This is a genomic window from Succinivibrio dextrinosolvens DSM 3072, from assembly GCF_900167015.1.
GTDB classification, from domain to species: Bacteria; Pseudomonadota; Gammaproteobacteria; order Enterobacterales; family Succinivibrionaceae; genus Succinivibrio; species Succinivibrio dextrinosolvens.
This window is the reverse complement of the sequence record NZ_FUXX01000040.1, coordinates 1-22,629: the sequence shown is the minus strand read 5'-3', so window position 1 is coordinate 22,629 and position 22,629 is coordinate 1. Positions and strand designations below refer to the sequence as shown.

The following is a 22,629-nucleotide window of genomic DNA, read 5'->3' as shown; positions in this document are numbered from 1 at the left end:
GAGCCTCAATTTCTATTATTAGACAATATATAGAACAACAGAACACACCTGATTAGAAAATATCCATTTTCTAATCGGCACGCTTTATCCCCGCAGTAAACTGCGTGGTTTTAGCGTGCCTATTACTTGATAAAAAAACGGAAACACGTGTTTTTATAAAGTACTCCTATCGCACTTTTTCCGATCAAAAAAATTTTCTCGCACTTTTTCCGATCAAAAAAATTTTCTCTATCAGCCCCATTCAATATAACAAATTGATTTACGTAGCAAATTTAGAAAAAAACTCACTAAATATGTTAATTAACGCATACATAGGCTATATCTCAACAAACGTTTTAAATTCAGTTGTGTATAATCAACTCAGGAAATTATAAAAACAGGCTTCATTTTAAGAAGCATAAGTAGTGTGTGATTTATATTTTTCATTTATGAAAGATATGTTTTTCTATTGTTTGAATAGAACAGAGATTCCATGTTTATGGATGTTTTGAAGGATTGTTCCTTCATTTATGTTTAAGAAAATCACACGCATAAACAACATTCAATTTTTATGTAGTGATAGCTATGAACGAGAACACTGACGAATCAAAGTTCAAGAAGGCTTATAGAGATAAAGTAAACTTCAAAACTTTTAGTGAAACAGATTCAGACAAATACGTCAATTCAAGATTCTCTCTTTTAAGAGAACTTGCAACAGAAGCTGCGCCTAAGGAAAGCAATATCAAAACCGCAGCCTCGGTAAGGGAACTGCTCTCAGTAAAACCACAGGAACCTGAAAAAACAAGCAAGGTTAATCTGTCATCTGTCGCATTACAAACCAACAGAACCTCGTCCTTAAAATCATTTCTGGTTGAGAATACCGAATCTTCTTATCAGAATAAGGTGTCCCCTCTTACAGATGATCCTGCACCAGTGAAGAAAACAGCGCCTAAAAAGGAAGCTTTAATCGCAGAGGAAGAGGTAAAGGTTCCACCTAAAAAAGAAGGAACTCCTTCGGTTACAGACTCCATTCCAGATGTAAGTAGTCAGTCCAGACCTTTTGCAGGTCTGTTCAGATCATCTGTTACCTCTGAATTTAAAGGACATAAGAACGATTCTCTTCAGGATTTATATAAAAGACTTTTAAACAGCTAATAAAAGAAAACGGATATTAAAGATTATGCCAGTAATTAGTGTTTGTTCACCTAAAGGCGGTGTTGGAAAAACCACCGTTGTTGCAAATCTAGCTTACGCATTCTCAAGAGCAGGTACCAAGGTAATTGTTGTTGATTTTGACCCTCAGAATGCATTAAGACTATATTTTGGTTTACCACTTAACGATGATAGAGGATATGTAACAACTCCTCATAACGACTGGGCTAGTGCCTGCATTAACATTGATAAGAATCTGTACATGCTGCCTTTTGGAAAATCAACCAAGGAACAGCGTGCAGCTCTCGATGAAGCTATGGCTGAGCCAGATTTCTTCAAGAACGTTCAGGGCGGATTGTTCAACAATCCAAACATTCTAGTCATTGCCGACTTTGCTCCAGGCTATACACAGGCACTTGAATCAATCGCATCTGTATCTGATATGCAGGTGGTTCCACTTCTTGCCGATGCAGCCTCCATTTCCCTATTCTCTCAGCTTATGTCTGGCGGTCTGATGGACGGACTTGTCGGTGGCGGACTTGGTTTTTACATCATCCTAAATCAGATCGACAACCGTATTAAGTTAAACAGAGAGGTTCAGGATTTCTGTAATCTGAACTTTAAAGAACAGCTTTTGGGAATGATTCATAGAGATACTTCCGGAATTGAAGCTGCCGGTCAGCAGATGGCGGTATTTGATTACAACAAGAATTCAGCAGCTGCATTTGATATTGAGATTATAGCCAAAAAGGTAGCTCAGAAGCTTGGCTTTGTAGTAAACAAAGGCACTATGACTATCAATCCATTAAGAAAAGAATAAGTATTCGAGTTGATATGAAACACCATTTTCTTGTTACTCTGTTTTTATGTTTTGTGGCACTGCCAATTCTTATACTGATGGTGGTTGCCCCAATGAGCACACATAACCAGTTTATCTATGGCATAACCATGATTGCGACATGTTTCTTTGCTCATTTCATGTCAAAAAAACACTTCGTTTCTCTGGGTATTCTGCTGGTTGCAGTGATTTCATCAACCAGATACATGTTCTTTAGAATCACCCAGACACTGGATTTCCCATCATGGATTGACATGTTCTTTGGATACCTGCTTTTATTTGCAGAGCTCTACGTTTATGTGGTTCTGATCCTAAGTTTCTTCCAGCTGTCATGGGCATTAAAGAGAAAGATCGTACCTCTACCAAAAGATACCTCACAGTGGCCTACCGTAGATGTATATATTCCTACCTACAATGAATCACTGGACGTTGTAAAAGATACAGTTCTTGCTGCTCAGTGTATTGAGTATCCAAAAGACAAGATGAAAATCTATCTTTTAGATGACGGCAAGAGAAAGGAGTTTGCTACATTTGCTACCGAGGCCAATGTGGGTTACATCACCAGAACCAAGAATGACCACGCCAAGGCTGGAAATCTTAATCATGCCATGAAGATCACCGACGGTGAGCTTATCGCTATTTTCGACTGTGACCATATTGCAACCAAGATCTTCCTGCAGTCAACAGTAGGCGGATTCCTAAAGGATCCAAAGCTTGCTCTGATTCAGACTCCTCACCATTTCTACTCACCTGATCCTATTCAGAGAAATCTGTATTTAGGACGAGATATTCCTGCTGAGAATGATCTGTTCTACGGACCAATTCAGAGAGGAAACGATAACTGGAATGCAACCTTCTTCTGCGGCTCATGTGCAGTAATCAGAAGAAAGGCATTGGATGAAATCGGCGGTTTTGCGGTTGAAACCGTTACCGAAGATGCTCACACTGCATTAAGATTGCAGAGAAAAGGCTGGAAAACAGCATTCCTAGACCACATTCTTGCAGGCGGTCTTGCAACTGAGCGTCTGGTTTTACACCTGCAGCAGCGTAACCGCTGGGCTCGTGGAATGGTTCAGATCTTCAGACTGGATAATCCTCTTTTAGGTAGAGGTCTGACTCTGCCACAGAGACTGTGCTATCTTTCAGCAACCATGTACTTCTTCTTTGCAATACCGGTGCTTATCTTCCTGTTTACACCAGTACTTTATCTGCTGTTTGGTGTGTCCATTGTTCACGGCTCTGTAGAACTGCTGCTCTCCTATGCAATTCCGCATCTGATACTGTCTGTGTTTGCAGGCTCAAGACTTTACGGAAGATACAGATACAGCTTCTGGGGCCCTATCTATGATCTGGTACTGTCATTCCATCTGGTTCTGCCAACTACAGTTACCCTGTTCTCTCCTCACAGCGGTTCATTCAATGTTACCGATAAGGGTGATACAGTTGATAAATCATACTTTGATGCGCTATCTGTAAGACCACATCTGATTGCGGCAGGAATTTTAGTGCTTTCAATTATTATCGGTGTAACCAAGCTGTTTGTGCCAAACTATTTTGAAGCACAGCTTGAGCCAACTCTTCTGAATATCGGCTGGACCGTATTCAATCTTGTACTGCTGACTGCTGCAATCTGTGTTGCAAGAGAAACAGAAAACAAAAGAAAGACTGTTCGACTGTATCTTGAGACTCCGGTAAATATCTACCAGGAGAGTGGCCACGTCTCCCGTACCCTCATGAGAGACCTTTCAATGACAGGCTGCCGTGTAGATAACTTTGAAAACGGAGATATTGATATAAACGCTGATCCGATTTCACACATTGAGATTACCTCAGAAAAGAAAACCTTCTGTGTTCCTGTTGAAAGAATTATTCCAGGACACGGACCTGACGGATTTATTCATATCAGATTTTTAGATATAGATATTGATTCAAGACGTGAGTTTGTAAGACTGCTGTTCTCCCGTGCTGATACCTGGGTAAGACCTGAGTACAAGCAGGATAATCCTATCAGAGCCTTCATTACTATCCTAGGCTGTATCAGGGATTCATTAAGAGGTACACGTCGTAAGGAAAACATCCATATTGCTGTGGTTGAAAACAATGAATAATTTTGCAAAAACACTTTTACTTACATCTGCATTAGTATTTGCTACCCAAGGATATGCGGATGTTAATTCTGATAATCAGAAGAATAAGGAGCTTCCTCAGGCGCTGCAGGAGATCCTTTTAAATTCTACTCCTCTGGAGCAGAACGAAAGCTATTTTACAGATCTCTCAACTGGAGACGGATTCAACATCAATACCCAGGAAAAAAAGGACGTAAACTACAGAGCTGAGCTTCCTTTTGATAAGCTTGGCTTCCCTCAGGGTATTACCATGACTCTGGGACAGAAACAGAGCGGTCTGAATTTTACACTTCCAACTGACAAGATTATTACCAAATCAAAGCTTGAGCTGTTTATTTCAGCAACTGAGAACTTCGCCGAAAAAAGTCCTCATCTTGCCGTACTTTTAAACGGTCAGGAGCTCGGTTCAATCGTAATTTCAAATGTTGAGACCTCAAGCTATGAGCTTAATGTTCCATCAGAGTATCTTGCTCAGGAAAACAGTCTGACCTTTGAAATTGAAGAAGATCTATCTCAGGACTGCAAAATCGACTACACCGGTTTCAATGAAATCAGTATTGAAGGCAACAGCTTCCTAAGCGTTGAAGGCAATACAATGGAGGTCGACTCTGATCTGACACTATTCCCACTGCCATTCCTGGATAAATACGATATCAGCAAGGGATCAGTCGAGTATGTCTTCTCCAAGAATCCTTCAAAAGAAGAGATTAAGGCTGCTCACATGCTGTCATCCTTCTTAGGAAACAAGGCTGACTTCAGAGGAGTTCAGTTCAAGGTAACCTACGATAAACTGCCTCATAATCATGCCATTATCTTTGGCAAACCTGAGGAGAAAATTGCAGGAATGGCTCTGCCAGAGAAGAAAGGCGTATATATCAGGAAAAATCCTTACTTCTATCCTTATAAGGTAGTTTATGTGGTTGCTGAATCTGATGTAGAGTTTACCAGCGCAATTCTGCAGCTTACCGATCCTATCTTCTCTCCAAACGAGAAGCTTGTAGATGTTTCTTACTATCCTATATATGCAAGAACACTTCAGGACAGTTACGCCTATGATGCTCCTAAGTGGATTCCAACTACCAGAAAGGTATACCTAAGAGAGCTTCTGCAGCCAGGTCAGTCAATGACCACAAAGGGCTTCTGGCATAACTCTATTCATCTGCCATTCAGAACCGCACCTGATCTGTACATGATGTACGACGGTCAGGGTGATCTGTATGTCTCATATGAATTCCCTGCTGAAAAAGAACTCAATGAGAGAGAATCAGGACTTAATGTTTCCCTGTCAGGCTTCTTCCAGGACAAGCTGCCTGTTAACAAGAAAGGTCTTTTAGAGAATATGTGGCGTCTATTTGGCGGTAATGCAAGACAGACCAGCAGACATATTCAGGTTAACCCAGCCTATATCTATGGCGAGAATGATATTGAGCTTTATTTTGATCTAAGACTTAATGCTAATGCTCCATGTAGTGTTCTGCAGAACACAAACATCAAGAGTGTTATTGATTCATCAAGCTACATTGATTTATCTCATTCTGTTCATTACTCAAAGCTGCCAAATCTGTCATATTTCGTTGGTGCATCATTCCCATTCTCAAAGTATGCAGACTATTCACAGACAGCAATTCTACTTCCAGAGAATCCAACAGAAAACGAACTGAAAGCTTTGTTTGACATGGGCGCACGCAGTGGAGATGCAACAGGAGCAATAATCTCAAAACCTATGATTCTTATGGGCTTAAACGAAATCCGTCAGCATGAGGAGGAACTTTCTAAAAAAGATATTCTGATTGTTTCAACTCTTATGAACAAGGATTTTCTGTCAGTTCTGTTTAAAAATTCAGCCTTTACCTTCAACGGCTATGAGCTTAACGTATATGACTACGGAATGCTGAATTTCAGAGGCGGTGTAATGCGCGGTCTTGAGAGACTGTTCTCCGGCGACTTCAGAAACCAGAATGCTGATGCTAACCGTTACGTAAGAACTTCTCTTTCATGGAGAGGATTCTTAAGTATGCTCTCTCCATTTGATGACCAGAGAATTGCCGTGGTTGTAACAGCAACTGATGACAAGGAAATCGCCAAGTTATCAAATGATCTTGATAATCCAATGGTTAACCGCGGAGTTGGCGGTGATCTGACCATTATTTCAGGACAGGACAGAGTTATCAAATACACTGTTGGTGATTTTATTTATTCAGGTGATGTTTCAACCATCTACAAGATTCTGCATTTTGCAGGTGAGCATATTCTGTGGCTTGCTATATTCTCTGTATTCATAATTATGATGCTATCTCTGATCATCTCAATTTACCTGCAGAAACGAGCAAAGAGCCGTCTTGGCGAAGACATCATCAACACAAAAGATTGGGACTAAGGTATTAGAATATGAAAAAAGCAAATATAAATAAAAGCATTTTAGCCATTGTGCTATCTCAGATTCTGATCCCAGCAGCATTTGCAGCTAATAGCGGAGCAACAACCGGTCCAACCTCATACCAGGAGAAAAACTCTTCAAATCTTAAGGATAATCTGCTAAATCAGGCTAAATTCTGGCATGACAAATTCCAGCACCAGAAGGCTTCTCAGGCATTAAACAGAATTCTGCTTGCCGATCCTAACAATGAGGAAGCTCTGTACTATATGTCTTTATGGGCATCTGAAATTAATCAGGCTCAGACTGCAAATACTTACAAGGCCAGACTGGAGAAAGTTAATCCTAACAGTCCATATCTTGAGCAGCTGACTCGTATGCAGAGTATGTCAAACCTCTCTGCAGAGCAGTTAAATCACGCAAGATCATTAAGTTCAAGCGGCAATACCTCAGCAGCTATTGCAGAGTATCGAAAGATGTTCTCTGGCAATATACCTCCAAGCTCACTGGTATCAGAGTATTATCTGACCATGGCTGCCGACAAGATTTACTACGATAAGGCTGTAACCGATCTTGCTGGCTACATCAGAAACAATCCTAATGATGTCAACGCTCAGATTACCTACGGTAAGATTCTTACCTATCGTAAAGAAACAATCAGAAAAGGTATTGAGCTTTTAGATTTCTATGCTAACCGTTCAAAAGAAGCTGACAAGGCTCTGCATCAGGCTCTTCTATGGTTAACTCCTACTTCTGCAGATGAGGAGCTTTATAAAAGATACGCCGCAAGACATGGAAATAATACAGATGTTATAAAACACTATGAGGAAACCATTGTTGGCAATCTGACTCAGAGCGCATATTCAAAGAAGTCTGTTGACAAGAATGCTTCCATTGCAGAATTTGAAAAGATTCTGGCACGTAATCCAAATAATCAGAATGCTCTTGAAGCATTAGGCTATATCTATCTTGAGGATAAGGATTATGCCAAGGCTTCAGAATACCTTGAAAGAGCATCTGAGCAGGGAGGCACCAAGGCCGGAAAACTTAGTCATGATGCACTGCTGGCAAAGGCAAATTATAACCTGTCTCTTAATAATCTTGCTCAGGCAGGTGCCATTGTAGAAGATATTCTGTCAAAGAATCCTAACGATAAGGATGCCCTGTTTATCAAAGCTAATGCCAACATGAAGCAGAAGAACTATCCTGAGGCTGAGAAGGCATTAACCGCAATTTTAGCTCAGGATCCTGATAATACAGGTGCAACTGAGACCTTATATTATCTGTACAGAAATGCTGGTAATCAGACCAAGGCAAAAGAAATTTTAGACAAAGCTCCTCTGCTTGTAAGAGACAAGATCATAAAGGCAACTACTGTAAAGCCATATGTTGATCCTATTCCAGGAATCAGACGCAATGCAGAGAATCTGGCTCAGAACGGAAATATTGAAGAGGCAATTGATGTTCTGAATGCAGGTGTCAACAAGCATCCAAATGCAACCTGGCTTCACTATGATCTGGCTAAATACCTGAGCAAGCAGGGCTATACAGCAGGTGCAAATTCTCACATTAGACATCTGACAAGATCAGGTGCAAGCAGTGATGATCTGTATGCAGGCGCTATGCTTTTAAATGAGCAGAAACAGTATGCAATGGCATTAAATGCCATCTCAAGAGCAAGCACAAATCACAAGACCAAGGCCCTAAAAGAAGAAATTCTTAGAAACAGAACCTTCTCTGAGGTAGAACTGTATCTTCAGCAGGGAAATCCACAGGCTGCTTTAAATACACTTCAGACTATGAGTATCTCCCCTGCCACACTCAAGACCAGTCAGCTAGGACATCTTGCCTATCTGTACTTAAAGTGCGGCCAGAAGGACAGAGCTTTGGATCTTGCAAATCAGGCCATGTTAAGACCTGCAAGTGCAACAGCCGGTATTGAAGAATACGCTGATATTGTTACCGTCTATACAGAAACCGGTAACTACGATAAGGCTCGTGAAATCACCAACAACATGAGTATTCTTGCAAACTCAAGTGCCAAGGCATTAGATGATCTGAGTGTTGGCGATTCAATCCGTAAAGCCGATGCTCTGCGTGAATTAAAACGTCATGCAGATGCCTACGATACACTGTATCCTCTGATTCAGGCAAATCCTGACAGTCCTGCTCTTAATATGGCAATGGGCCGTCTGTATCAGGATAACGGCATGTATGATGAGGCTTATGCAATCTATGAGAATGTATTAAGAAACGATCCAAATTCACAGGATGCACTTAAGGGCGCCATCAATGCTGCTTTGGCAAACAAAGAGTATGAGACAGCTACTCAGCTGGCTCAAAGATTGGCTCCTAGCGATGATCCTCAGACTCTGACCTTAATGGCAAGAGTTGATAACAAGAATAAGAATTACGAAGGTGCACTGGCTAAGTTAAAACGAGCTCGTACTCTATTAGACGGTCGTTATGAGATTCTGCCAGACTCACATCTGTCAACCTCCATGACTGCACCTGCCAATACTATTGTGCATCAGCCAGGAAATCCGTTCTCAAACAGAAAGTCCTCCTTATCTACTGTAAGTCAGCCTGATAAGGTGGTTCTCCCTTGGACTACAGGTGGCAGTGCAACTCAAACTGCAGTTAATATGACTCCTAAGGACCGCAAAAAATCTCTTGATGAAGTTAACTTCATGATTAGAGAACTTCAGGATAAACTTGCAACCACAATTTCTATCGGCATGAACACCAATCAGAAGCGTGGTGAACCAGGATTAAGTAAGGTTAATTCCCTGGAGGTACCTGTTACCTTCTCCACTCCTGTATTTGACAGTGCAAAACTTGATCTGACAGTTACTCCAAATACTATGTATACAGGAAATCTTTCAAGTCAGTCCTCAGAACGTTGGGGAACCAATGCGCTTAACGTTGGAGTACAGAATCTGTCCTATAGAGTTAATGCAATTAATTCAGATTTTGAAGCTGCTGTAATTTCAAAGTACGAGAGTCAATATGCATACGCAGTCGCAAATCATGATACCGATAAATATACAACTGCATATAATGATAATGATTTATTAACTATTATTCAAAACTCCTATTCAGGTGTTACAGCTGGTTCAACTGATTTTAATAATATAAAAGCGTTAATTGAAAAATTTGTAGACAGTCATCCTGAACTTGGTGCTACATACTCAAAAGGATTCGCAGAGCAACTGGTAAGCGCACTAAAAACTTTCCAGGATGAGAGAGGTTTTTCAAATCTGTCTCTTACAGATGCTATTAAATTATTCCAGAGTACCCTTGATGCCTCTGAAATGAATGTCACAACTGACGCAGGTGTTGCTAAACTAAAGGAATTCTTTAACAAGTTCGGTGACCTTGGAAAAACAATGTATGCTGTAAATCAGTATTCTGATGCTACATCTGTCATGTCCAACGCAAGGGTAAACAGAGGTTCTGGTGTAGGCTTTAACCTTGGTCTATCCGATGATAATTACAGAATCAACATGGGTGTAACTCCTGTAGGAAAAGACGGAACCACCCTGACTGGTGGAGTATTCTACAGATTACCTGTATCAATGAATGGAGAGCTAAGATTCAACCTGTCTCGTACTGCAGTTAAAGACTCCCTGCTGTCATACTATGGTTATAAGGATGTTATGTCCGGTACCTACTGGGGTGGTGTAACCAAGAACGGCGGTAAAATTGAATACGGTTATGATGATGGCTTCTTAGGAGGTTACCTTGGAGGTTCATATTATAACTATAGAGGTAAGAACGTTCTGTCCAACTCAAGCTTTGGTGTAAATACTGGACTATACGTTCACCCTATAAAACCAACAATGTATCAGGATTTAACCGTTGGTATCGATTTCAATTACGAGAATTTCAAGCATAACGAAAACAACTTCACCTTTGGTCACGGTGGATATTTCTCACCTCAGAAATACTTTGTGGCATCAATTCCTGTCAGATACAAGAAGAAGACAGAGAATCTGATATTCACCTCAGAAGTATCTCTTGGATATCAGAACTACCACTTAAACGAGGAAGATTACTTCCCTACAAATTCTGCATATCAGAGTGCTGCTGACTATCTTGCAGGCTTTGGCTTCCTCAAGAAATCAAAATATGATGCCAAGGATGAAAGCGGAATTGGCGGTTCAGCCAAGGTTATTCTTGATTACTATCTGCTAGACGATCTGATGGTCGGAGGCTCTATCGGATACAATACCTTCGGCGAATATAAGGAAATGTCTGAAATGCTCTACATCAAGTCAGTTCTGGGAGGTATGTAATGAAAAGCTACTTCTCTACCTCGTATAAACAGAATGAAAACGGCTATATTGAGATTCTGCTTCAGATCATCAAGATGATGAATATTAACGCGAGCAACCGTGAGGTTAACGATTTTCTCTTTGAGGTCGGAGTAAATCTTGCAAATAAGCATGCGGTTAAAAACGTGGACTCACTGTCAGGTCTTCATCTTGAAATAAACGATATTCTAACCAAAATGGGCTTTGGAGTCTGTCAGATTGAAGATGCCGATAATCATGTTATTATTAAGCATCATGATCTTCCTGTCATTGATGACGGGGACTTCAAAAACAAATGGTTACAGTATTTCAGCGTTATTATGTGCGGACTGTACAACAGCTGGTTCCGACAGACTGGAGCACCTGTAGAGCTGGTGTGCACAATCAAGGAAATAATTGCGCCGTCAGATGCTGTTTTCGAGTTCAAACGTGTTAAGTAGAGCCTTATATGTCTTTGAAAGACCTTATAAAGAAGGCTGCTCTTGCAGCTTTCTCACTAGTTTTCCTATGCTCTGCAGCAAATGCTTCGGCATGGGATGACTACAAAAAAAGATACCTTTCTGCTGACGGTGCCATTGTAGATACCGGTAACAGCAATATTTCCCATACAGAGGGCCAGAGCTACGGTCTTCTGTTCTCACTGTATTTTGATGACAGACAGAGCTTTGACAAGATTCTTGCATGGACCAAGAAGAACCTTTTCAATGAGGAAAAGGGCCTTTATGTCTGGGCCTACAAGAGAAATGAGAATGATCCTGTTTCCGACAAGAACAACGCTACCGACGGAGACCTCATGATTGCATGGGTTCTGCTTGAGGCCGGCAAGAAATGGAAGAATAAGGATTACACAAAAAGAGGACAGAAGCTTCTTTCTGTAATTCAGAATACTCTGATTATTAACTTTGCCAAAAAGCAGGTTATTCTGCCTGGAGTGAACACTTTCCTTGAAAACAGTTTTGTTACCATCAATCCTTCATACTATATCTACCCTGCTCTAAGCGGTCTATATAAGCATACCTACCAGAAAAAATGGAATGAAATTGCTAAGGATGGAAAGGAAATTATTTCAGCAGTGAATGGAAGAACCGTTCCTATTACTCCTGACTGGGTAAAAATGGATCTTAAAGGCAATGTAGAGGTTTCAGACAGATGGCCTACAAGATCAAGCTATGATGCCATTAGAGTTCCTCTTTATCTGTACTGGGATAATCAGAATGCGCCAGAGCTTGCACCTTGGAAAGAGTGGTTCTCAAAGTTCAACTCAACCACAACTCCTGCATACGTTGATGTTATAACAGGTGAAAAGGCAAACTACACCATGACCTCTGGTCTTTTAAATGTCAGAAAACTGGTCATGGGAGAAACAGTAGAAGAGCCAGTCTTTACAGCCAAGGATGACTACTACAATGCAAGTCTTTCAATGCTGGCATATTTAGCCTTCAACCATGCATTTATGCAGAAATAATCCATTCTAAAGCACAACTCTCTTTCGTGCTTTGAGTTCCTTTTTGAATTTAAGCTCTTAGATAACTAGGAGCTTTTATTTTTAATCTCGGTATTTTTCCTATACTTAAAGATAGATTAATAGTTGAGGATAGCTTATGAAAATCTCACTTGAGTCATATCTTGTAAAGGACAAAATTTCTCTGGCTGATATCAGCACCAAAGCAGATCCAAAAGTAAAAAGAGAAGATGTTGAATCAAAGTTATTTCCACAGATAACTCAGGAAATCTGTACTCTGCAGGAGAGGCTCTGGGCAGAGAATAAGCACGGTCTTATTATTCTATTTCAGGGAATGGATGCAGCAGGAAAAGACAGTGCGGTAAAACGAGTCTTCTCTGAAGTAAATCCAGCAGGTCTTTCAATTGTTTCCTTCAAAGCTCCATCAGAAGAGGAACTTGACCATGATTATCTGTGGAGAATCAACAGAGCGCTGCCACCTCGCGGAGTAATAGGAATCTTCAACCGCTCTCACTATGAGGATGTTGTAACCGTAAGATTACATGATCTGATAAAAAATGGTCCTCTACCAGACGAAATTAAAAACGATTCTGCTATCTGGAAGGACAGATACGAGCAGATATGTAACTGGGAGAAATATCTTTATCAGAACGGCTTTCATATGATTAAGATATTTCTTCATGTATCCAAGGATGAACAGAGAAAACGTCTGGCGGAAAGACTGATAAATCCAGATAAGCACTACAAGTTTGATCTGGCGGATATAAGAGAGCGTCAGTACTGGGATCGATATCAGGATTTATATAGTGAGATGCTGTATCGTTCCTCCACAAAATATGCTCCATGGTATGTACTTCCAGCAGATAACAAATGGTTTACAAGATTACTGATAGCAATGCTGGTGCGAGACAACCTTGCAGCAATTGATCCTCAGTTTCCAGAATTGTCTGATGATGTAAAAAGTCAGATTCATACCGTCAAATCACTGTTTGAGGACGTGGATATGAAGGATTTTGGTGATGCTATTTTAAAGCTATCTAAGTCAAAGAAAAAATAGACAGAGTGTTCAGACATACTTCAGCAGGACAGCTATTATTGCTATCCTACCTAGACGTCAGCCTCAATTTACCTCAAAATAATCAGATCTAAAGCACGAATACCAATTTCGTGCTTTAAAAAAATCTCCTTATCCATCATACTGATAGTAAAGCAAACATATACCGTTATAACTAAAAGAATACGGTTTTGTAGGAGATTTAATATGATTAAGGTAACCTACGGCTCCCAAAGCCTGAACACACTTAAACCTAGTCACTATGTAAACAAAAAAAATTCCTCACCAAAAGTTGATCCGCAGAAGGAAAAAATCAAAGCAAAGATCAATTCAATAATTGATGATGCTGCATCAGTTATCAGGAAGTACAGAGATCAGGAAAAAGTGGAGAATGGAAAAAGGATGAACGAAGTAATAGATTGTGTTGAAGGCCTTTTAGGAAAAAAGCCTGAACAGAAATCAGATAACAGCATATCTGTTGATGGAGTTGAATTTACTTCAGAAGAAATGGCAAATGCTGTAACTGTACTAAAAAGTGCTGAAGGCGCCATTAAAGGTTCAATTACCGATTCAAAGCTCCTTGATTATGTTAATTACGGACATTTTGAAATTGCCCGCAATATCGTTGAAAAATACACCAGAAAGAATCTGAACGCTGAACAGGGAGAGCTAATAAACAAAGCATTAAACGGCTTTATAGACAAGGCTCAGGAGCAGCATGACAGTATCATCAGAAAATACTTTGAGAAGACAACTGACGATTTCTATGCCTATAAGGTATCTGAAACAGCTCAGATGGATGATCTTGCAACCGTCACTGAAGATAAGGTTGTAGCATCAAATCTTGAGCTTATAAAGAAAGTCACTACCCTTTTCAGTAAAGTTGAATTCTCAGACACACTATCAGTAGCAACAGCTATAGCAAAGTACAAAGAGCTTGTATCTCCTGCATATAAGGAAGTTACTGAGAATACTGAAAAACTTGAGGACAAGCTGAATTACGATACTCTGTCATTAGGCAAAACCATTACCTCTATTCTTGCAGCGGCAAAGGGGCAGAACCACGTTTCAGACAAAGTCTAGCTGTTTCTAAATTCTTGTAAAAAGTAATCCATCGATTCAAATAAAAAAATAAAAAGAATCGATGGATTTTTTTCAGAATTCTTACTCTCTGTGTCTTCTATCGTGCTTTCTGTAGTATTCTGCCTTATCCTCATACATCTTTTTGTCAGCACTCTTCATGGCATCTATGAGCTTTTTAGAATCATCACACCACTCAAAGCCGATTGCAAGAGACGAGCCTTTTTCTATTCCGATTGCTTCATTAAGATTCTCGCGAACAAGATCAAAAGCTCCTAAAGACATATTTGGAAGTATAGCGATGAACTCGTCTCCTCCGTTTCTGTAGACATTCTTTTTTCCACAGAATCTAAAGAGCATATTTGCTGCAGCACGTATGGCCTCATCACTGGCAGCATGTCCATTATTATCATTGATTACCTTAAGACCGTTCAAATCAGCAAAAACAAGACCAACCATGCAGGATACCTTACGAAGCTCATCTATTTTTTCAAAAAGAGCGTTACGACTTCCTGCTCCAGTCAGAGAATCATGGGAGCTTAGCATTTTAAGCTTCTCTAATGAGACACTCAAAGCCTTACGATCTGCAATGAAATAGGATACAGTTTCCAGAATACGTCTGGTATCAACCAGCTCATCAGCTCTGTAATTCTCAGCTACCAGATAACCTACAAGCTTACCCTCGTTATACAGAGGAGTTGCAATGAAATTGGTTATCTTCAGTTTTTTGAGGAATGCATAAAGCTTTGGACTGAACTCTGATACAACCTCAGTATCATGTACCACAATACTGGATTCATTAAACAGAATCTTCTCCCAGTAGCTGATAATACTATAGTCAAATGATCTGCGATGAATTAAATGTGAAGTTATCCCCTTACGGCACCACTCAAGAGATCTGCATACTGTCCAGCCGTCTATATCAAATATAAACAATCTGTCTGGATGAATAACCCTACCCAGATATTCAAAGGATTTGGTGATACCTGTATTGATATTAGGCTCAGTGTTCAAGGTTCTTGCAATCCTGATGATGCAGTCATCAGTAGCCTTTCCCTTTGTCAGTTTGTCATAACTCTTCTTGTCCTCATCGAAAATAGTAAACATCACCGAACAGCAGCCAGGCTTTGATGCAGGAGAACAGTAAAACTGCAGCCAGTGATGAATTGTATCTGCGAATACTCTTCCAGAGGTTACCTCTCCCAGACAGGCTTTCTTAGTAAACTGAATCCACTGAACATCTGCATTTGGAAAGACTTCTCTGTAGGTTCGACCTACCATATCATCCATTGTCTTGCCGGCAATTTCACAGTATTTACTGTTAACGTAAAGATACTGCAGATCAATAACCTTATCATCTTCAATAACAGGATGAATAAGCGCATATGGCAAAGGCAAATCAGAATAAAGGTCATTGGACTGAATATTCTTATATGTAGTTCTGCCATGACTAGATCTCATGCGTTTGGAAGCCAGATCAATTACCTTCTGAGAATTTGAAGCTTCATAGCCTTTAGCAATACCAATTTCCGCATTTAGAGAACACTTATGGGAATCAACCTCTTTGATTTTACTGATTTCATCCTTAAGCTTCTGAAGAATCTTTGAAAGTCTGTCAGTACTGTCCCTATAACAGATAATGAATCTTCCAGACTGCAGTCTTCCCAGAGTTGTCATAGGAGTGAATACTGATTTTATTCTTCTGGCAATCTCCTTTAAAACCTTCTCCGCAAAAGCCAGGCCATACTCTCGTCTTAAGAGAGTTACTGCCCCTACTTCACATAGAATTACAGTGTAGTCACGATTATGATCATGAAGCTCGTTTTCCATACCAAACAGAGCCAGAAGAACGCCTCTTGAGTTCATAAAACCGGTTACATGATCAGTAAACCTTGAATCTGTGTTATCTTCATTACTATGTTCTTTATCATCCAGATCGATAAAATACCCCATCAGGCCAATGATTTTTCCTTTCCTGTAGATTGGGAATTTTGTAGCAGAAATTGGTCTGACGACACCATCAACCACACACTCTCCGTCGGAATTTCTGATAATTAGACCTTTCTTTAAAACATTAAGCTCATCCTGACGGTAAGGAGCATTATTTGTATGCCAGCCAACCTCTTCATCGGTCTTACCCTTGATCTCGTCAAAGGATTTAAATTTGTAGTAATCTAAAAATGATTTGCTTACTCCGACAAATCTTCTCTGACTATCCTTCCAGAAAATCTTTACATGACTCTGCTCCATAAGTGTTCGCCACAGCAGAGCATCTTTTGCGATAGCGTTTGATGAGTTTCCATTTGCATCAAATCCAAAATAACGGTTTACAGTTGAAACGATGTCTTTCTGATAATCCATGGAAGATGCTTTGATGCAGACAAACATAACCTTATTATCAGTTTCAGGCATGGTTATAATGATGAAATCCTTCCATTCATAGTTGCCGTCAGGCTTTTTAATTCTGAAAGAATCCTCGTAGAAGCCTCGCTGATACTTGTTTATATTCTCAATTAGAAAATCCTTGGTCATAAACTGACGACAGCGCGCAAGATCATCGGGATAAATATGACGAACAGGGTAGTTGGCGTAGAACTCCTTTAAGCCGTAAAGAACGTCTCCACTTTTTTCCGAAGGAAGATCACTGACGATTACAGTTCTTGAGTCAGTATTCATATCCACAAGATAAATACTGTCAAAGACCGAAATAATGTTACGCAGAGTATTGTCAAAAATCTCATTCTGCTTTATTCCGAAGTCATAATTAACTGCATCAATGTGAGCAAGAAGAAGTGAGAAATTACGGTTTTTTACGACCTGCTCAAAGGAGAAAAGATAATAATGGCCTCTGTCCACGAAGACCATTTTCTCCTCTACACCATTTAAAATTGCTCTTTTGGCAAGATTTCTGAACTTTCTGCTCAGAACTGAATCACTGCTATTCATGTTGATTCTGATTGCGTCAGCATCAGAAATCTGATCTGACATGATTATTTTCTTATAGGCATCATTTTCATGCAGAAGAACAAATTTCTTATCCTTGCCGTATAAGAATAAGGCTGTAGGCTTGTCTTCTGAAATCTCAACCAGACCTGCCTGATCATAGAATGCGCAGGTCTCTCTTGATTCGCATTCCAGACCTTTTTCCTTAATATAATCGAAAATATCAGCAAAACTCGTTGGAGGTCCGAATAAATAGCCCTGAATCTTCTCACAGCCAATCTTATTGAGGAATTCATACTGCTCCTCAGTTTCAACACCTTCAGCAAGGGTATGAATGCCAAGCTTCTTTGCCATCTGAATAGTCTGAGTGATAATAATCTGGGAACGCTTATTCAGATTTCGCAGGAACTCCATATCAATTTTAATTTCATTGAAATTAAAGTCCTTTAAAACATTTAATGATGAATACCCTGAACCATAATCATCCATCCAGACATCAATGCCGATCTCATGAAATCTCTCAATCATGCTTCGCATCAGAGAACTGTCTTTAATAACAGCCGACTCGGTAATTTCTACAACAAAGTAATCAGAAGGGAGATCAAATTCCTTAAGAATACTTTCAAGAGCGCTAACAGGATCACCCAGGTTAAAATCGTGTCTTGAGAAGTTTAGAGATACAGGAACAATAGATTTGCCGTCATCAATCAACGAACGCATAATCTGAGCAGAACGTCTGGCGACTGCCATATCTAGCTTGAAGGACAGACCGTTATTCTCAAGTACTGAGATAAACTGGTTTGGCTGCAGAAATCCATAGGTAGGATCATCCCAGCGGGCCAGTGCCTCATAGCTGCAGATTCTTCTGGTCAGAGTTCTGATTACAGGCTGAAAATAGACACGAATCCAGCCGCGCTCGATAGCCTGATCAAGATGAGAAACAACATATTCTCTTAACAGATAGTCTGAGCTCATCTTTTCATTGAACCAGATATATCTTGATTCAATGGAGTTTTTACCTAAATCAGCGGCCATCTTTGCTTTATCAATGGCGTAAGTTATATTTTCATCAGCAAGAGCCAGAGCGTAAATACCGGCTCTTGCATTTAATGTTTTTCCTGAATTTGCAGTGGTAAGAGATGAGAATACACTCTTTATATCTTTCTCAACCGACTCTGTCGTACTGATAACAGCAAACTGATCACTTCCGAATCTGCAACAGTTTCTCTTGCCGAATTTGGATACAAGAATATCTTTAAAACTAACAAGCAGACTGTCACCTTCATCAAAGCCATAACGAAGATTAAAAGCCTTCATACCGGCAAGATCAAAGAAAAGAACAGCAGGAGTCTTTCCCTTGGAGAATATCTCATCAACAGTATTGGGAGCTAAAAACTGAAATTCTCTGATACTGGCAAGATTAGTTAAAGGATCGTATCCAGCTGATGCTGAATGCGAATTATAAATACGGCGGCTTCCACTATCCGCAGCATATAATAAAGGGCCAACTAGTTTGTTCTTCATCAGTACCTCAAATTTACTTCCTGAAGAAATCGAAGCTTTTTCGCTTCTTATGTTTTAATAGCTTTCGAGTGGGTTCAGGCAGACTTACAGACAGTTGTACAGAATATGAACAAAGCCAATGCCCGCACTTTGTTAAATGATAAACACAAATATCTTTAAAAATCTTGTGTTAATCCCAATTATTAGCGGGCTATTACATTTTTTTTCTGAAAAACACATGCTTGCTCAAAGATTCGAAACGAATATTTTTATATTGAGTTTAAAAGGCATAAAAAAAACTTGTCAGAGCCACAAAGATCTGCAAGTTTTTTTTATTTCGTTTTTTTTGCTCAGGACTCTACATCATAAAGTAGAGTCCTCCTTCTCTTAAAGTTTGACTTCAGGCTGAACATGTCCTCCAGGAGCATCTGAGAACTGCATAAATGCGCCCTTAACCAGCGACTTGAACTTTTCTCCGAAGCCCATTCCACTTACCAGTTTACTGCTTCCTAAAGATTCCTTAACATCATACACAACGTCTCCAATAACCTCTTCCAGGTAGAAGGTGTTATTTGAAAAATCATCATCCGGCTCTTTTGTCTTAGGGTCAACAGAAGAAGTTGAATGACGGTAATGACCTTTAATTGAAGATACAACTCAATACAGAACGAATGAAAAAAGGGGAAAAAAAGAAGTGGCGGTGAGAAGGGGATTCGAACCCCTGATACGCGTTAACGTATACACGCTTTCCAGGCGTGCTCCTTCAGCCTCTCGGACATCTCACCATGTGAACGATGTTATTTTACTTAAAAATCTGTAATTTGCAAGAGTAAGACCATAACAGATCATCAAAAATAACGACCAAAACGCCTTATTTCAAAAAAATGAATAATAGACTTAACACGAGTAGAAATGGAACTTATATCTGAGTCTGACAACTCCTGCCCTGACCACTTCACAAGAAATAAGCTCAAGAGATTGTCCCTTACCCGGCTTATCATCAGGTTTGCCCTCATACTCAAAGATAGATCCAACACCAGTAAGACCATCAACACCAGGATAAATCACAAGATAAAGCTCATCAATAAGGCCCTGTTTTAAGAAGGACCCATTGATCTTGCCGCCACCGCTTAACAGAACTTTTCTTAATCCAAAATCAGAATAAAGACTGTTTAAAGCCTTGCGGATATCGTTGCCATCCTTTCCTGCAAATGTATATGAAATCTCGCGCTCTCTAAGATAATCAAGATACTCCTGAGAACAGGTATCTTCGCCCAGAATAACCATTAGAGTGGTATTTCCAAGATTGTTGTCTTTATATGCAACAGAACCTTTTGAATCAAATACCGCTGTCATCTTGCTGTGAGAGCGAATACCTAAAAAGGGTTCTGGATTCTCTACCTTAGTGTGAGTTTCTGAGTGGAACTCATCAGAACAGTAGTGTCGTTTTACAGTATTAACACCTAATACAAAAACGTCCGCTCTGATTTTCTTCTGAGTTTCATAGTAAACATCCGGATCACCTTCCCCTTTTTCGCTGTACAGAACAGACCATCTGGACTCATCAATACGTCCATCAACAGAACTTTCCATAAGACATATGACTCGCTGGGAAGGAGTAGTAACCATATAAAGAATCCTCTACAAGACAACAACAATATGATTATACAAAAAAAGAAAAAGGATTCTTGAGAAATAAGAATATCTAAGCAATAAATTCCGAGCATCCTGAGACAACAGAGGTATTTATCTTATTATATACGTACATTTAATCAATACAGGTATGTATTAGAATCTCCAAAAGGAAAAAAAATTTATACTAAAAAAAAGGACAGGATTATTCCTGCCCTCGTCTTAAACTAATCAAAGGAAGAGATTAAAGGATCTCTCCGTCTGTCATTGTATAGCCTTCTAAAGAGTTGCTCTTGGTCTGGATACAGATATAGGTAAGACCTTTGTTACCAGATGACAGTTTGCGTACACCAGCTGGATCAATTCTCATAACAGAGCCTTCCTTTAGAGAATAATCCTTATTGTCTACTGTCATGGTGCCATTTCCACTAAGCACAATATAAACTTCCTCATTGAGCTTGTGTTTGTGAGAAAATGGACCAACGGTATCAGGTTCCATGTAGCCAAAGGACATTTCCATTCCAGTAAATTTCAGAAGATCTTTCAAGAAAAGCTTGGAATTCATGGTCAGCTTGGCATCTGGACACTCCATAATATAGTCCTTAATACATGCAAACTCTCCAATATCACAAAAAGATACATGCTCGGACTCAGACTTATTTTCAAATTTCTTTGATTTATCTGATAATACAACTTCGAATGCCATTTTTTACCTCTCTATTTTTGTGTAAATCCTGATATAGCTTTGTTTAAAAGTCCTTCCAGAAGATTAGCTTCATCTTCTGTAAGCTGATTCATTACTCTCTGGTTAAGATTCTCTCCGATCTGATTAAATACATCTTCATATGAAGTGCCTTTTTCTGTCAGTGTGACCAGAGTACTGCGTCCATCCTTTGGTGACCTGATTCTTGTAACCAGTCCCTGTTTTTCAAGTTTATCCACAAGTACAGTAGTTGTTGCCTTGGTTCTTTTGATGAGTCTGGCCAGCTCCTGCATGGTTAGGCTTTCTTTCTGATAGAGATTCACAAGAATATCTCCATGAGATGGAACAATACCTGTAAGCCCCTTTTCCTTAAGCTGCAGTTCAAGATAATCATTGGCACAACGGTGTAGCGCCGAAGCCATAGCAACAATACAGTGTTTCATATATAAATCTCTTTAGTTCTTAAAAGAATTTTTCAGTCATTTCCAGTACTGTTCCACTTTTATATGCAGGGAGAAAAAACTCTTTTAATTATTTCTTAAGAATTCCCAAAAAATAATAGTTAGATATCTAATTAAGATAATACCAATATAGTTAGATATCTAATTAAAATCAAGAAGAATTACAAATTTTTTTGTGTTATATTTATAACTTATTGATTTATAAAATAATAATTATACTTAAAAAAAAAGTATAAATATATTATTAAATTAGATAGACCAAGACAAAACGAGTTAAGAAGGAAGTCTTGTTATAGAAAAGGTTATACGAAAATAGAAAAGTCCTCAGACGAGGACTTGATAAATTGAAATTATTTTACAGCCAGCTTTACTAATACTTCAAAACTATATAGACAATAACGCCAGCTGCAAAAACCATTGCTCCAACAGCTGCACATACGGTGATCATTTCTCTCTCCTTGCAGTCACGGCATAAATAATAATCAGGAAAACAAAAACAAATATATCTACCCATATTATAGGGACTATAACTGCTTTCCCCAATCATTATACTGCTGAATTTTATCCAAGATAATATAGTAGAAAGGAATCAGTCCGCACAAAGTCAGAAAACATGACTTTATAACAATTCCAGCATAAAAAATCTTCTTTCTAATTTCATCAAAAAAAATAGCAGAGCGGAAACCTCAGACTTAAGAATGATGTGGTGACAAGGAAAATTATGAACGGTACTTCCTTGAACCGCATTATTCAGTCTTAAGTTTCTATCCTAGGCCGAACCTTTAAATTGAATTGTGTGATTGTTTAACAAACAACAATGGAGCTATTCAATGGCGGGCAATTCTCAAAAGCTAAACGAAGGCGAACTTGCTTTATACAGCATGCAACTATCTGCAGGATATGTTCCTGTAGGAGTTGATCTGGCAGCAAGAGTCTTTCAGGTTTGCTATCTAACAGAAAAGCAAAAGATTAAGAATAAAGCCTTATCTCGTGAAGCTTTCCTGGA

The 22,629-nt window shown here is 39.4% G+C and carries 14 protein-coding genes and 1 tRNA gene; 9 read left to right on the top strand and 6 right to left on the bottom strand.

Going from position 1 to position 22,629, the window contains the following annotated elements:
* The first annotated feature begins 564 nt into the window (after positions 1-564).
* The 9 genes from B5D46_RS09600 (at position 565) to B5D46_RS09560 (ending at position 14,384) form a co-directional block, all read left to right on the top strand.
* A complete protein-coding gene (locus B5D46_RS09600) occupies positions 565-1,134 on the top strand; it encodes a hypothetical protein (protein WP_078929278.1) in 570 nt (189 codons plus the stop codon).
* A gap of 25 nt (positions 1,135-1,159) precedes the next feature.
* Positions 1,160-1,951, top strand: coding sequence for a cellulose synthase operon protein YhjQ/BcsQ (locus B5D46_RS09595; protein WP_159443083.1), 792 nt, complete (start codon positions 1,160-1,162; stop codon positions 1,949-1,951).
* 14 nt (positions 1,952-1,965) lie between these two features.
* Positions 1,966-4,077 carry a UDP-forming cellulose synthase catalytic subunit gene (gene bcsA, locus B5D46_RS09590; RefSeq protein ID WP_078929276.1) on the top strand — a complete coding sequence of 704 codons (2,112 nt, stop codon included), beginning with the start codon at positions 1,966-1,968 and terminating at the stop codon, positions 4,075-4,077.
* Positions 4,070-6,472 carry a cellulose biosynthesis cyclic di-GMP-binding regulatory protein BcsB gene (locus tag B5D46_RS09585; protein WP_078929275.1) on the top strand — a complete coding sequence of 801 codons (2,403 nt, stop codon included), beginning with the start codon at positions 4,070-4,072 and terminating at the stop codon, positions 6,470-6,472. Before bcsA ends, B5D46_RS09585 begins: the two co-directional genes overlap by 8 nt.
* Before the next feature lie 11 nt (positions 6,473-6,483).
* Positions 6,484-10,767: a cellulose synthase subunit BcsC-related outer membrane protein gene (locus B5D46_RS09580; RefSeq protein WP_078929274.1), complete on the top strand. Its 4,284-nt coding sequence runs from the start codon at positions 6,484-6,486 to the stop codon at positions 10,765-10,767.
* Positions 10,767-11,225 carry a cellulose biosynthesis protein BcsD gene (gene bcsD, locus B5D46_RS09575; protein ID WP_078929273.1) on the top strand — a complete coding sequence of 153 codons (459 nt, stop codon included), beginning with the start codon at positions 10,767-10,769 and terminating at the stop codon, positions 11,223-11,225. Before B5D46_RS09580 ends, bcsD begins: the two co-directional genes overlap by 1 nt.
* A gap of 8 nt (positions 11,226-11,233) precedes the next feature.
* Positions 11,234-12,250 carry a family 8 glycosyl hydrolase gene (locus B5D46_RS09570; RefSeq protein ID WP_078929272.1) on the top strand — a complete coding sequence of 339 codons (1,017 nt, stop codon included), beginning with the start codon at positions 11,234-11,236 and terminating at the stop codon, positions 12,248-12,250.
* Between the two features lie 136 nt (positions 12,251-12,386).
* Positions 12,387-13,304: a PPK2 family polyphosphate kinase gene (locus tag B5D46_RS09565; protein WP_143675657.1), complete on the top strand. Its 918-nt coding sequence runs from the start codon at positions 12,387-12,389 to the stop codon at positions 13,302-13,304.
* A 204-nt stretch (positions 13,305-13,508) separates the two neighbouring features.
* Positions 13,509-14,384, top strand: a complete 876-nt coding sequence (locus B5D46_RS09560; RefSeq protein WP_078929271.1) for a hypothetical protein — start codon at positions 13,509-13,511, stop codon at positions 14,382-14,384.
* Positions 14,385-14,465: 81 nt separating this feature from the next.
* Here the strand turns inward: B5D46_RS09560 and B5D46_RS09555 are convergent, their stop codons facing one another.
* The 6 genes from B5D46_RS09555 to B5D46_RS09535 form a co-directional block, all read right to left on the bottom strand.
* Positions 14,466-18,848 (bottom strand): EAL domain-containing protein, encoded by a 4,383-nt coding sequence (locus B5D46_RS09555; protein ID WP_078929270.1) that lies wholly within the window; start codon positions 18,846-18,848, stop codon positions 14,466-14,468.
* A gap of 366 nt (positions 18,849-19,214) precedes the next feature.
* Positions 19,215-19,361, bottom strand: coding sequence for a hypothetical protein (locus B5D46_RS12200; RefSeq protein WP_159443082.1), 147 nt, complete (start codon positions 19,359-19,361; stop codon positions 19,215-19,217).
* A gap of 161 nt (positions 19,362-19,522) precedes the next feature.
* Positions 19,523-19,612: transfer RNA gene (locus B5D46_RS09550), tRNA-Ser, on the bottom strand.
* A gap of 112 nt (positions 19,613-19,724) precedes the next feature.
* On the bottom strand, positions 19,725-20,456 hold the full coding sequence (locus B5D46_RS09545; protein ID WP_078929269.1) for a dihydrofolate reductase family protein: 732 nt from the start codon (positions 20,454-20,456) through the stop codon (positions 19,725-19,727).
* Between the two features lie 247 nt (positions 20,457-20,703).
* Positions 20,704-21,165: a cupin domain-containing protein gene (locus B5D46_RS09540; RefSeq protein ID WP_078929268.1), complete on the bottom strand. Its 462-nt coding sequence runs from the start codon at positions 21,163-21,165 to the stop codon at positions 20,704-20,706.
* 11 nt (positions 21,166-21,176) lie between these two features.
* Complete coding sequence (locus B5D46_RS09535; RefSeq protein WP_078929267.1) at positions 21,177-21,605, bottom strand: MarR family winged helix-turn-helix transcriptional regulator; 429 nt, start codon at positions 21,603-21,605, stop codon at positions 21,177-21,179.
* Positions 21,606-22,629: the final 1,024 nt, after the last annotated feature.